Annotated in this window: 12 protein-coding genes; 7 read left to right on the top strand and 5 right to left on the bottom strand. The window is 70.6% G+C overall.

Going from position 1 to position 12295, the window contains the following annotated elements:
* Positions 1-179: 179 nt before the first annotated feature.
* The gene (locus tag ACIBLC_RS32585; RefSeq protein ID WP_399214947.1) at positions 180-1046 is read right to left on the bottom strand and encodes a biotin--[acetyl-CoA-carboxylase] ligase; all 867 of its coding nucleotides are present in this window, start codon (positions 1044-1046) and stop codon (positions 180-182) included.
* A 169-nt stretch (positions 1047-1215) separates the two neighbouring features.
* On the opposite strand from ACIBLC_RS32585, the gene ACIBLC_RS32580 reads away from it, so the two are divergent.
* Both ACIBLC_RS32580 and ACIBLC_RS32575 read left to right on the top strand, forming a co-directional pair.
* Positions 1216-2817: an acyl-CoA carboxylase subunit beta gene (locus ACIBLC_RS32580; RefSeq protein ID WP_399214946.1), complete on the top strand. Its 1602-nt coding sequence runs from the start codon at positions 1216-1218 to the stop codon at positions 2815-2817.
* Between the two features lie 67 nt (positions 2818-2884).
* On the top strand, positions 2885-3094 hold the full coding sequence (locus tag ACIBLC_RS32575; RefSeq protein WP_399214945.1) for an acyl-CoA carboxylase epsilon subunit: 210 nt from the start codon (positions 2885-2887) through the stop codon (positions 3092-3094).
* On the opposite strand, the gene ACIBLC_RS32570 is transcribed toward ACIBLC_RS32575, so the two are convergent.
* Entirely contained in the window at positions 3091-4248 is a 1158-nt protein-coding gene (locus ACIBLC_RS32570) for an SGNH/GDSL hydrolase family protein (protein ID WP_399214944.1), read from the bottom strand. The genes ACIBLC_RS32575 and ACIBLC_RS32570 overlap by 4 nt on opposite strands.
* Positions 4249-4411: 163 nt before the next feature.
* Here ACIBLC_RS32570 and mmpB point away from each other — a divergent pair, with 163 nt between their 5' ends.
* Together mmpB and ACIBLC_RS32560 are read left to right on the top strand one after the other, a co-directional pair.
* A complete protein-coding gene (gene mmpB / locus ACIBLC_RS32565; protein WP_399214943.1) occupies positions 4412-4540 on the top strand; it encodes a morphogenic membrane protein MmpB in 129 nt (42 codons plus the stop codon).
* A 22-nt stretch (positions 4541-4562) separates the two neighbouring features.
* A complete protein-coding gene (locus ACIBLC_RS32560; RefSeq protein WP_399214942.1) occupies positions 4563-5183 on the top strand; it encodes a Maf family protein in 621 nt (206 codons plus the stop codon).
* A gap of 34 nt (positions 5184-5217) precedes the next feature.
* Here ACIBLC_RS32560 and ACIBLC_RS32555 read toward each other — a convergent pair whose 3' ends face one another.
* Positions 5218-5712, bottom strand: coding sequence for a hypothetical protein (locus tag ACIBLC_RS32555; RefSeq protein ID WP_399214941.1), 495 nt, complete (start codon positions 5710-5712; stop codon positions 5218-5220).
* Positions 5713-6068: 356 nt separating this feature from the next.
* Between ACIBLC_RS32555 and ACIBLC_RS32550 the strand changes: the two genes are divergently transcribed.
* A complete protein-coding gene (locus tag ACIBLC_RS32550) occupies positions 6069-7841 on the top strand; it encodes an acetyl/propionyl/methylcrotonyl-CoA carboxylase subunit alpha (RefSeq protein WP_399214940.1) in 1773 nt (590 codons plus the stop codon).
* A 174-nt stretch (positions 7842-8015) separates the two neighbouring features.
* Here ACIBLC_RS32550 and ACIBLC_RS32545 read toward each other — a convergent pair whose 3' ends face one another.
* Complete coding sequence (locus ACIBLC_RS32545) at positions 8016-8981, bottom strand: DeoR/GlpR family DNA-binding transcription regulator (RefSeq protein ID WP_383686892.1); 966 nt, start codon at positions 8979-8981, stop codon at positions 8016-8018.
* Between the two features lie 165 nt (positions 8982-9146).
* Positions 9147-10595 (bottom strand): NAD(P)H-quinone dehydrogenase, encoded by a 1449-nt coding sequence (locus ACIBLC_RS32540; RefSeq protein ID WP_399214939.1) that lies wholly within the window; start codon positions 10593-10595, stop codon positions 9147-9149.
* 129 nt (positions 10596-10724) lie between these two features.
* Between ACIBLC_RS32540 and ACIBLC_RS32535 the strand changes: the two genes are divergently transcribed.
* Together ACIBLC_RS32535 and ACIBLC_RS32530 are read left to right on the top strand one after the other, a co-directional pair.
* On the top strand, positions 10725-11162 hold the full coding sequence (locus tag ACIBLC_RS32535) for a gamma-glutamylcyclotransferase (RefSeq protein WP_399214938.1): 438 nt from the start codon (positions 10725-10727) through the stop codon (positions 11160-11162).
* A gap of 169 nt (positions 11163-11331) precedes the next feature.
* Entirely contained in the window at positions 11332-12156 is an 825-nt protein-coding gene (locus ACIBLC_RS32530; protein ID WP_399214937.1) for a purine-nucleoside phosphorylase, read from the top strand.
* The last annotated feature ends 139 nt before the right edge of the window (positions 12157-12295 follow it).

The following is a 12295-nucleotide window of genomic DNA, read 5'->3' as shown; positions in this document are numbered from 1 at the left end:
TCCGCCCCTTCCCGTCCCGTATCCGGGGGCTGCGCCCCCAGGCCCCCCTTTCGCGCTTCGCGCTCGTCCTCAAACGCCGGACGGGCTGGAAATAGCCCCTCCGGCGTTTGAGGAGCGGGGTCCGGGGCGGAGCCCCGGGAACAAGGGACGGGTAGGGGCGGAGGGGGCGAAAAAGCCGCTCAAACGCCCCGCAGATGCACGATGTCCCCCGCCCCCACCGGCTCCTGCATCCCGTCCTCGGTGGCCAGCACCAGCCGCCCGTCACCGTCGACGGCCACCGCCTCACCGCTGATCGACCGCCCCCCGGGCAGCTCCGCCCGCACCACCCGCCCGAGCGTCGCGCACCCGGCGGCGTAGGCCTCCTGGAGGCCGGACGCGACGGGGTCACCGGCCGCGTCGCGCCAGCGCCCGTACCACTGCTCCAGGGACCGCAGGACGGCCCGCAGCACGGTGTCCCGGTCGGTGCTGACGGCGCCCGCGAGGGCGAGGGAGCCGGCGCCGGGCACGGGCAGCTCGTCCTCGCGCAGGGTGACGTTGATGCCGATGCCGACCACGACCGCGTCCGGGCCGGCCCGCTCGGCGAGGATGCCGCCGGCCTTCCGCTCCGTGCCGTCCACGGTCACCAGGAGGTCGTTGGGCCACTTGAGTGCCGTGTCGACGCCGGCGGCCCTCGACAGTGCCGTCGCCACCGCGACGCCGGTGAGCAGCGGCAGCCATCCCCAGCGTTCGACGGGGACCCCGGCGGGCTTCAGCAGGACGGAGAAGAAGAGACCGGAGCGGGCCGGTGCCGTCCACTGCCGGTCCAGTCGTCCGCGCCCGGCGTCCTGCTCCTCGGCGACGAGCACCGCGCCCTCGGCGGACCTGCCCTCGGCGGCGAGTACGACCAGGTCGGAGTTGGTCGACCCGGTGCGGGTGACCACCTCGATCCCGGACCAGAGACTCCCGTCCCGCACCAGCCCCTTGCGCAGGGTAGTGGCGTTGAGCGGCGGACGGTCCAGATCGGACCACCGGTTGTCGTCGGCGTCTGATGCATCTCGCGGCGTCATGCAACCCACCCTAGGTGTGGTAAACGCCGCACTGCCGAACCGTATCGCCGCCACTACCCTACGAGTCAGTAGCAATCCCCTGAGCAGCATGCTTGAGCGAAGCACTGAGCAGCACTCTCGAGCACGTCACTCTCACGTCCCCACTGAGCAGGCAGGGAGCCGCATCCCGATGTCCGAGCCGGAAGACCCGCAGCACCACGACATCCACACCACCGCCGGCAAGATCGCGGATCTTCAACGCCGCATCGAGGAGGCGACGCACGCCGGCTCGGCACGCGCCGTCGAAAAGCAGCACGCCAAGGGCAAGTTGACGGCCCGTGAGCGGATCGAGCTGCTCCTCGACGCGACCTCCTTCGTCGAGTTCGACGAGTTCGCGCAGCATCGGTCGACGGACTTCGGCCTGGAGGACAACCGCCCTTACGGCGACGGTGTCGTCACCGGGTACGGCACGGTCGACGGCCGCCCCGTCACCGTGTTCTCGCAGGACTTCACCGTCTTCGGCGGTGCCCTGGGCGAGGTCTACGGCCAGAAGATCATGAAGGTGATGGACTTCGCGCTGAAGACCGGCTGCCCGGTCATCGGCATCAACGACTCGGGCGGCGCCCGGATCCAGGAGGGTGTCTCCGCCCTCGGCATGTACGGCGAGATCTTCCGCCGCAACACCCATGCCTCCGGCGTCATCCCGCAGATCTCGCTGGTCGTCGGCCCCTGCGCGGGCGGCGCGGTCTACTCCCCCGCCATCACCGACTTCACGGTGATGGTCGACCAGACCTCGCACATGTTCATCACCGGACCCGACGTCATCAAGACGGTGACGGGCGAGGACGTCGGCTTCGAGGAACTCGGCGGTGCCCGGACCCACAACGCGGTGTCCGGCGTGGCCCATCACATGGCGGGCGACGAGAAGGACGCCATCGAGTACGTCAAGCAGCTGCTGTCGTACCTGCCGTCCAACAACCTCAGCGAGCCCCCGGCCTTCCCGGAGGAGGCGGACCTCACCGTCACCGACGAGGACCGCGAGCTGGACGTGATCGTGCCGGACAGCGCGAACCAGCCGTACGACATGCACACGGTGATCGAACACATCCTGGACGACGCCGAGTTCTTCGAGACGCAGCCGTTGTTCGCGCCGAACATCCTCACCGGCTTCGGGCGGGTGGAGGGCCGGCCCGTCGGCGTCGTCGCCAACCAGCCGATGCAGTTCGCGGGCTGCCTGGACATCGACGCGAGCGAGAAGGCCGCACGTTTCGTCCGGACGTGCGACGCCTTCAACGTCCCCGTCATCACCTTCGTGGACGTGCCCGGCTTCCTCCCGGGCGTCGGCCAGGAGCACACCGGCATCATCCGGCGCGGCGCCAAGCTGATCTACGCCTACGCCGAGGCGACCGTCCCGCTCATCACGGTCATCACCCGCAAGGCCTTCGGCGGCGCGTACGACGTCATGGGCTCCAAGCACCTGGGCGCCGACCTCAACCTCGCCTGGCCCACGGCCCAGGTGGCGGTGATGGGCGCGCAGGGCGCGGTCAACATCCTGCACAAGCGCACCATCGCGGCCGTCACGGACCCCGACGAGGCAGAGGCGACCCGGGCCCGCCTGATCCAGGAGTACGAGGACACTCTCCTCAACCCCTACACGGCGGCCGAGCGCGGCTACATCGACGGCGTGATCATGCCGTCCGACACCCGCGCCCATGTCGTACGGGGGCTGCGCCAGCTCCGTACGAAGCGGGAGTCGCTGCCTCCGAAGAAGCACGGCAACATCCCCCTCTAGGCATCCGATCTGGGCATCCGAAGTCATCCGAAGTCACCTCCAGTCCGCAAGACGCCTGGGAGCGGTTATGACGATCAAGGTGGTACGGGGCAATCCGACCCCGGAGGAGCTGGCCGCCGCACTCGCGGTGGTCCGGGTGCGCGCCGCGGCGGCGGCCTCCGCCCCGTCCGGCGCGCCCGGCACCAGGGACGCGTGGGCCGACCCGGCCCGCGTCGCCGCCCGCCGGCTGCCCCAGCCGGGGCCGACGGCGTGGGGCCGCACGTACTGGCCCGGCTAGGCATCGGCGGGGAGACGGTTCCGCTGGAGGAGTTCGGCGAGGGCTTCGGCCATCACCGCGTACCCCTTGTCGTCGGGGTGCAGGTGGTCGCCGAAGTCGTACGCCGGGTGCAGCCGGTCCGGGGCGCCCGGATCGGCCAGTGCGCGGTTCAGGTCCAGCACCGCGTCCCACTCGCCCGCGCCGCGGATCCACTCGTTCACCTCGCGGCTCACCTTCGCCGCGTGCTCGCCCCAGTGGTCGGAGCCACCGAAGGGGAGCAGCGTGGAGCCGATCACGCGTAGGCCCCTCGCGCGCGCCTGCCTGATCAACTGCCGGTAACCGTCGATGAGTTCATGCACCTCGACGACCGGTGCGGGCTGGTACGTGGGCTGTTCGGCGGTCTCACTGAAGCCGATGTCGTTGAGCCCCTGGAGCACCACCAGCGTGTCCACGCCCGGGTGGTCGAGGACGTCGCGCCGCAGCCGGTGGACGCCCTTCTCGCCGTACCAGGCCGAGTCGTTGAGCAGCAGGTTCCCGCCGATGCCCGCGTTGAGGACGGGCCGTCCGGTGCGTTCGGCGAGCGCGTCGGACCAGCGGCGGTTCGCGCCCGGGGTCGAGCCGAAGCCGTCCGTGATGGAGTCCCCGAAGAGCGCCACGGCGTCCCGGCGGCCGGTGTCGACCTCGACCGCCGACAGGAAGTACCAGGACTCCGAGGACGCGTCGAAGGCCTCGCCCCGCACGTCCTCCAGGCGGTCGCCGGCCGCCCGGTAACTGGTCGCGAAGGCCTGCGCGTGGAAGGTCGCGGGGCCGGTGACGGCGTCGAGGTGGAGGGTGACGGTCACCGACTCCATTGCGTCCAGGGCGAGTTCGGCCGGGTCACTGGCGGCGAGGCCGCGCGGGGGGATCTCGGCGGAGGCGGCGCCGTCGAAGGTGAGCCGCCGTACCGAGCCGGGCTCGACGGAGGCCCCGGCGCTCGCGCGGGCCACGGTGGCGCCCGCGATCCGCAGCGGCGAGGTGCCGTACGCGTTGGACAGCCGGACACGGATCCGGTCGCCCGCGGCACTCAGCCGTACGGCCTGGCGCAGCGACTGGCGCCAGAAACCCTCCCGCGACCAGTTGGGGGTGAAGCCCTCCGCGGGGAGCTGGGGCGATGCGGTCCAGGCGGTGGTGAACACGGCAGCTGCCTCCATTAAGGGGACTAGAGTTCCTTTAGTGACGGCCATGACCGTACCAGGCAGTGACCCACTAAAGAAACCCCAGACCCGTTTACGCGACTCGCGCGCAAGTTGAGTACGCGTACTCAGGCGCCGGGACCCGAGCCGTCGCACGATCGAAGACATGTTGTGGTCCGACCCCGAGAACGAGCCGCCCGAGGAACTCCGCGACACTCAGGACATGTTGCGGCGCCTGGGCGTGCTCGTGGCACTGGCGATGGTGGTCGCGATGGTGGTGCTCGGCGTCATGTGAGACGCGCCGATACCCTGATCGCATGACTGATCAGCCGCCTCGCCGCCTCGTCCTCGCCTCGCAGTCCCCCGCCCGGCTCAACCTGCTGCGGCAGGCGGGACTCGATCCCGAGGTGATCGTGAGCGGGTTCGACGAGGACTCCGTCAGCGCGCCGACCCCCGCCGAACTGGCGCTCGCGCTGGCCGAGGCGAAGACCTCCGTCGTGGCGGCGCGGCCCGAGGCGCAGGGCGCCCTGGTGATCGGCTGCGACTCGGTCCTCGACCTGGACGGCCAGGCGTTCGGCAAGCCCGCCGACGCCGAGGAGGCCGCCGCCCGCTGGAAGTCGATGCGCGGGCGCGCCGGGACCCTCCAGACGGGCCACTGCGTCTACGACACGGCGGCCAAGCGCTACGCCTCGGCGACCGCGTCCACCGTGGTCCGCTTCGGCGAACCGAGTGACGCCGAGATCGCCGCGTACGTCGCCTCGGGTGAACCCCTCCACGTCGCCGGGGCGTTCACCCTCGACGGCCGCTCGGCACCGTTCATCGACGGCATCGACGGCGACCACGGCAACGTGATCGGGATCTCGCTGCCGCTGGTGCGCCGCCTGCTGGCCGAACTGGGCGTCGGCATCACGCAGTTGTGGACGCCGCGGGATAAGTGACCGACGGGAGAGGGCGATCAGGAGACGGAGGGGATCAGGAGGTCGAGGGGACCGCAGGGGCCGCGGAGCCGCCCGCGACGGGAGCTCCTCCGCTGTCGCCGCTGTCGCCGTCCTCGGGCGCGGTGTCGGCCGGGCGCCGCGGGCGGTCGAACGCGAAGAGCGTGAACACGATCAGCGCGAGCCCCACCATCATGAAGGCGAAGGCGTTCCAGCCCACCAGGCCCACCGTGAGCGCGCCCAGCAGACCGTGCACCACCGCGGCGCTGATGAGCAGGATGCGTCCGAAGAGCCCCGGGGCCCGGTCGCGGACGGCGGCGAGCAGCGCGGTGAGACCGCACAGCGCGAAGTAGAGACCGAAGACGACTCCCCCGGCCTTCGAGGAGACGGACATCAGGTCCGGGTCGAGACCCGCTAGAGACATGTCCTGGTTGTCGACGACCGTGCCGAGCAACCAGTTCAGCATCGCGATGCCGATCGCCTCCACGAAGAGCACGATCGCCGCCACCCACGCCACCGGTCTGCGCACCACCGGTCCCCACCCGCTTCCGTGTGCTGTTACCCCTAGTACGTTCGACTACAGCCTGAACGCTACTCACGGGTAAACCTCGGGACAAGGGTTCTACCGCGGGCAAAGAATCATTGGGCCATTCGTAGGGACTCGACAAAGAAACCCTGTGGCACGCAGCACTGACTCACAGAGACCTTGACCACACAGGAGGGCTAGGGTTCAGGGAGGGGATCCCGTGTGCCGTGGCGCGACAAGGGATTTCGCGGGTCGAGCGCGCCTCGAATCACGCTCCGTGTGGGCAAGCTCACCATTGGGGACGGGTCGAAAGGTCGTGTCGGCAGTCCCTAAACTCGGCTTGTTTCAAGGAGGGAGCCATCGTGCGCAAGGTGCTCATCGCCAACCGTGGCGAAATCGCTGTCCGCGTGGCCCGGGCGTGCCGGGATGCCGGCATCGCGAGCGTTGCCGTCTACGCGGAACCGGACCGGGACGCTTCGCATGTCCGTGCGGCGGACGAGGCGTTCGCATTGGGCGGTGACACTCCGGCCACCAGTTATCTGGACATCGCCAAAGTGCTCCAGGCCGCCGCGGATTCGGGGGCGGAGGCCATCCACCCCGGTTACGGATTTCTTTCCGAGAACGCGGAGTTCGCGCAGGCGGTGCTGGACGCCGGCCTGGTGTGGATCGGCCCGCCGCCGCAGGCGATCCGCGATCTCGGTGACAAGGTGGCCGCCCGTCACATCGCGCAGCGCGCCGGTGCGCCGCTGGTGGCCGGCACCCCCGACCCGGTGTCCGGTGCCGACGAGGTCGTCGCGTTCGCCGAGCAGCACGGGCTGCCGATCGCCATCAAGGCCGCCTTCGGTGGTGGCGGGCGCGGTCTGAAGGTCGCCCGCACGCTGGAGGAGGTCCCGGAGCTGTACGACTCCGCCGTACGTGAGGCCGTCGCGGCCTTCGGGCGCGGCGAGTGCTTCGTGGAGCGCTACCTCGACAAGCCCCGGCATGTGGAGACGCAGTGCCTGGCCGACTCCCACGGCAACGTGGTCGTCGTGTCCACGCGTGACTGCTCGCTCCAGCGCCGGCACCAGAAGCTGGTCGAGGAGGCTCCCGCGCCCTTCCTCTCCGACGCCCAGGTCGAGCAGTTGTACTCCTCCTCCAAGGCGATCCTGAAGGAAGCCGGCTATGTCGGCGCGGGCACGGTCGAGTTCCTGGTCGGCACGGACGGCACGATCTCCTTCCTGGAGGTCAACACCCGTCTCCAGGTCGAGCACCCGGTGACCGAGGAGGTCTCCGGCATCGACCTGGTGCGCGAGATGTTCCGCATCGCCGACGGCGAGGAACTGGGCTACGGCGACCCCGAACTGCGCGGCCACTCCATCGAGTTCCGCATCAACGGCGAGGACCCGGGGCGGGGCTTCCTGCCTGCCCCCGGCACGGTCACCCTCTTCGACCAGCCGTCGGGCCCGGGCGTCCGCGTGGACGCGGGCGTCGAGTCCGGCAGTGTCATCGGCCCCGCCTGGGACTCCCTGCTGGCCAAGCTGATCGTCACCGGCGCCACCCGCGAGCAGGCGCTCCAGCGTGCCGCCCGTGCCCTCGGGGAGTTCACCGTGGAGGGCATGGCCACCGCCATCCCCTTCCACCGCGCGGTCGTCAAGGACCCGGCGTTCGCCCCCGAACTGACGGGCTCCGACGCCCCGTTCACAGTGCACACCCGGTGGATCGAGACGGAGTTCGTCAACGAGATCCCCGCGTTCAACGCTCCCGCGGACACCGACACCGACGAGGAGCCCGGTCGCGAGACCGTCGTCGTCGAGGTCGGCGGCAAGCGCCTGGAGGTCTCCCTGCCCTACTCGCTGGGCATGTCGCTGGCCCGCACCGGTCTGGCGGCGGGGGCCAAGCCGAAGCGCCGGGCGGCCAAGAAGTCCGGGCCCGCGGCCTCCGGCGACACCCTCGCCTCCCCGATGCAGGGCACCATCGTCAAGGTGGCCGTCGAGGAGGGCCAGGAGGTCAAGGAGGGCGACCTCATCGTCGTCCTCGAGGCCATGAAGATGGAACAGCCCCTGAACGCCCACCGCTCCGGCACCGTCAAGGGCCTCAGCGCGGAGGTCGGCGCCTCCCTCACCGCGGGCGCGGCGATCTGCGAGATCAAGGACTGACGGCCCGTACGTCCCACCCGTACGAGACGGTCGTACGACATCCCGAAGCGCCTGTCGGACTGGAGCTTTCAGTCCGCCGGGCGCTTCGGCGTTCCCCTCCAGTCGTGCGACCGGAGGTGGTCAGCCCGGACGTGCGGCCGGAGATGGTCGGTCCAGACGTGCGGTCCGGCGTGGTCAGCGGCGGCGCAGGTCCGCCACCCTCGCCCGCTCCCCGGCGGGCTGCTCGCCCAGGACCGCGGCCGAGCGCAACTGGGGTGCGGAGCCGGGGACCTGGCCGCGGCGCGGGCCCGGCAGTGGCATGTCCCGGCGTGGCGGGCGCCCCGCCGGGACAGGATCGCCGCCCGCGCCACCCCCCGCCGATGACCCCGCGACCGCGATCTGCACGCCCTGGTCTGCCAGGGCCTGGAGCTCGGTGAGGGCACGGTCGTCATGAGCCGGGGGCTCGTCCGTGACCAGGCGGGTGATCAGGTCGGTGGGGACCGTCTGGAACATCGTGTCCGTACCGAGCTTGGTGTGGTCGGCGAGGACGACGACCTCCGCGGCGGCCTGGACGAGCGCCCGGTCGACCGAGGCCGACAGCATGTTGGACGTGGACAGGCCGCGCTCGGCGGTCAGCCCGCTTCCGGAGAGGAAGGCCCGGGAGACCCGCAGCCCCTGGAGGGACTGCTCGGCTCCCGATCCGACCAGGGCGTAGTTGGAACCGCGCAGGGTGCCGCCGGTCATCACGACTTCCACCCGGTTGGCATGGGCCAGCGCCTGAGCCACCAGCAGTGAGTTGGTGACGACGGTCAGCCCGGGTACCCGCGCGAGCCGGCGGGCCAGCTCCTGCGTGGTGGTCCCCGCGCCCACCACGATGGCCTCGCCCTCTTCGACAAGACCCGCGGCGAGATCGGCGATGGCAGTCTTCTCGGCGGTCGCGAGATGCGATTTCTGCGGAAAGCCGGATTCTCGCGTGAACCCGCCCGGCAATACCGCACCGCCATGCCGGCGGTCGAGGAGTCCTTCGGCCTCCAGTGCGCGCACGTCCCGCCGTACGGTCACTTCGGAGGTCTGGACGACGCGGGCGAGCTCACGGAGCGATACGGCCCCGTTCGCTCGCACCATTTCGAGGATCAATTGGCGACGTTCTGCAGCGAACACGAAACTGACAGTAACCCCAACGACCGTCTGCTTTCAGCAGTTTGCGCCGAATAACAGAAGTTGTTCGCATGGCAGGGTGCGAAGTGGTATACGTGCCTACTCGCGCCGCCTATGCCACGAGAAGGGGCGGCAACTCCCCGTGACCAGCGAAGAGTCGCCCCGGGATCAGCTCTCGCCCTCGACCTTCCGCGTGTGCAACTGCCGTGCCACCTCGGCGATCGAGCCCGACAGGGACGGATACACGGTGAACGCGTTCGCGATCTGTTCGACCGTCAGATTGTTGTCGACCGCGATCGAGATCGGATGGATCAGCTCCGAGGCGCCCGGCGCCACGACCACACCGCCCACCACGATCCCGGTGCCGGGGCGGCAGAAGAGCTTCACGAAGCCGTCGCGGATGCCCTGCATCTTGGCGCGCGGGTTGCGCAGCAGGGGCAGCTTGACGAAGCGGGCGTCGATCTTGCCGCCGTCGACGTCGGCCTGCGAGTAGCCGACGGTGGCGATCTCCGGGTCGGTGAAGACGTTCGAGGAGACGGCCTTCAGGTTCAGCGGGGCCACCGCGTCGCCCAGGAAGTGGTACATGGCGATGCGGCCCTGCATGGCGGCGACGGACGCGAGGGCGAAGACGCCGGTCACGTCACCGGCGGCGTACACCCCGGGAGCCGAGGTGCGCGAGACCTTGTCGGTCCAGATGTGCCCGGAGTCCCGGACCCTGACGCCGGCCTCCTCCAGGCCCATCCCGCTGCTGTTGGGGACGGCGCCGACCGCCATCAGGCAGTGCGAGCCGGTGATGACCCGGCCGTCGGAGAGGGTGACCTCGACCCGGTCGCCGACCCGCTTGGCGGACTCGGCGCGGGAGCGGGCCATGACGTTCATCCCGCGGCGGCGGAAGACGTCCTCCAGCACGGCGGCGGCGTCCGGGTCCTCGCCCGGCAGCACGCGGTCGCGGCTGGACACCAGCGTGACGCGCGAGCCCAGTGCCTGGTAGGCGCCGGCGAACTCGGCGCCGGTGACACCGGAGCCGACCACGATGAGCTCCTCCGGCAGCTCGTCGAGGTCGTACACCTGGGTCCAGTTCAGGATCCGCTCGCCGTCGGGCTGCGCGTCGGCCAGCTCACGCGGCTTCCCGCCGGTGGCGATGAGCACGGCGTCGGCGGTGAGGGTCTCCTCGGTGCCGTCCGCGGACCGCACGACCACCTTGCGCGAGCCGTCCAGGGACTGCATGCCCTCAAGACGGCCGCGACCGCGCAGGACCCGGGCGCCGGCCCTGGTCACCGAGGCGGTGATGTCGTGCGACTGCGCGAGCGCCAGGCGCTTGACCCGGCGGTTGACCTTGCCCAGGTCGACGCCGACCACCCGCGCGGGCGTGTCGATGTGTGGGGTGTCGTCGGCGACGATGATGCCGAGTTCCTCGTACGACGAGTCGAAGGTGGTCATCACCTCGGCCGTCGCGATGAGGGTCTTCGACGGGACACAGTCGGTGAGCACCGACGCCCCGCCCAGACCGTCGCAGTCCACGACGGTCACCTCCGCGCCGAGCTGGGCGGCTACGAGGGCCGCCTCGTATCCGCCGGGTCCGCCACCGATGATCACGATCCGAGTCACGTACTCCATTGTCCCGCACGCCCCGACATGCTTCCGCCCCGGGGCCCCGGCTCTGCGTCATTCGAGCTCCTTCTGTTACGCGAGTGGCCGGATGGCTACGCGAGAGACGGGAGTGATTGCTGCCGTACTCTCGATCCCATGTCGCTCTACGCCGCGTACGCCGGCAATCTCGACCCGCGGCTCATGACGCGCCGCGCACCGCACTCGCCGCTGCGCGCCACCGGCTGGCTGAACGACTGGCGGCTGACGTTCGGGGGCGAGCACATGGGCTGGGAGGGCGCGCTGGCGACCATCGTCGAGGCACCGCGTTCCCAGGTCTTCGTGACGCTGTACGACATCGCGCCCCTGGACGAGGACTCCATGGACCGGTGGGAGGGCGTGGGCCTCGACATCTACCGCCGGATGCGGGTGCGCGTGCACACGCTGGACGGCGAGGAGGCCGCATGGGTGTACGTACTGAACGGGTACGAGGGTGGACTCCCCTCGGCGCGGTATCTGGGAGAGCTCGCCGACGCGGCCGAGACGGCCGGGGCGCCCCACGACTACGTGATGGAGCTGCGTAAGCGGCCCTGCTGAGGGACGGGCCTGGGTTCCGCGGCTCGCCCGTGACCCCTTTTGCCGGCCTTTGCCCGCCCGTTCGTGGAAACCGCGCCCGCGACGGTTGTTGGAAACGACAAGACAACGATCGCGAGACCGGAGCTCCGTCATCTACGCGCGTAGGCCTGGACCAGCTACCCTCATGCGCGTGAACGCATCTCTTCTTCCGGACGACATCCAGGGCGACCCCCATGCGGCCGCCGACGCCGCCGCCACGCGCCTGCGTGAGCTCACGGGCGCCGAGACCCACGACGTCGCCCTCGTGATGGGCTCCGGCTGGGCGCCGGCCGTGGACGCGCTCGGCTCACCCGAGGCCGAGTTCCCGGTCACCGAGCTGCCCGGGTTCCCCCCGCCGGCGGTCGAGGGCCACGGCGGCACGATCCGCTCGTACGCGATCGGTGACAAGCGGGCCCTGGTCTTCCTGGGCCGCACCCACTACTACGAGGGCCGCGGTGTCGCCGCCGTCGCGCACGGTGTCCGTACCGCCGTCGCGGCCGGCTGCAAGACCATCGTGCTCACCAACGGCTGCGGCGGGCTGCGCGAGGGCATGCGCCCCGGACAGCCGGTCCTGATCAGCGACCACATCAACCTGACGGCCACCTCGCCGATCATCGGCGCGAACTTCGTCGACCTCACCGATCTGTACTCGCCTCGGCTGCGGGCCCTGTGCAAGGAGATCGACTCCAGCCTGGAGGAGGGCGTGTACGCGCAGTTCCCCGGGCCGCACTACGAGACGCCGGCCGAGATCCGGATGGCCCGGGTGATCGGGGCGGATCTGGTGGGCATGTCGACGACGCTGGAGGCGATCGCGGCGCGGGAGGCCGGTGCGGAGGTGCTGGGTATCTCCCTGGTCACCAATCTCGCCGCCGGTATGACCGGCGAGCCGTTGAACCACGAGGAGGTCCTCCAGGCGGGGCGCGACTCGGCCACGCGGATGGGCGCGCTTCTCACGCAGGTGCTGGACCGGCTGTAGGTTTCTCGCCCCCGCCGCCCCTTCCCGTCCCGTTCCCGCATCGCGCTGACGCGCTCGTCCTCAAACGCCGGACGGGCTGAGAATCAGCCCCTCCGGCGTTTGCGGAGCGGGGGTCTGGGGGCGGAGCCCTCGAGGGACG

Source organism: Streptomyces sp. NPDC050535, from assembly GCF_044457665.1.
Taxonomy (GTDB): Bacteria; Actinomycetota; Actinomycetes; order Streptomycetales; family Streptomycetaceae; genus Streptomyces.
Note: the sequence above shows the minus strand (reverse complement) of the source record. Positions and strands in the feature narration are given on the sequence as shown.

Coding starts and splice junctions, on each gene's coding strand:
- ACIBLC_RS32585 (WP_399214947.1), bottom strand. CDS start 1,046: ATGACGCCGCGAGATGCATCAGACGCCGACGACAACCGGTGGTCCGAT.
- mmpB (WP_399214943.1), top strand. CDS start 4,412: ATGTTGTGGTCCGACCCCGAGAACGAGCCGCCCGAGGAACTCCGCGAC.
- ACIBLC_RS32560 (WP_399214942.1), top strand. CDS start 4,563: ATGACTGATCAGCCGCCTCGCCGCCTCGTCCTCGCCTCGCAGTCCCCC.
- ACIBLC_RS32540 (WP_399214939.1), bottom strand. CDS start 10,595: ATGGAGTACGTGACTCGGATCGTGATCATCGGTGGCGGACCCGGCGGA.
- ACIBLC_RS32535 (WP_399214938.1), top strand. CDS start 10,725: ATGTCGCTCTACGCCGCGTACGCCGGCAATCTCGACCCGCGGCTCATG.
- ACIBLC_RS32575 (WP_399214945.1), top strand. CDS start 2,885: ATGACGATCAAGGTGGTACGGGGCAATCCGACCCCGGAGGAGCTGGCC.
- ACIBLC_RS32580 (WP_399214946.1), top strand. CDS start 1,216: ATGTCCGAGCCGGAAGACCCGCAGCACCACGACATCCACACCACCGCC.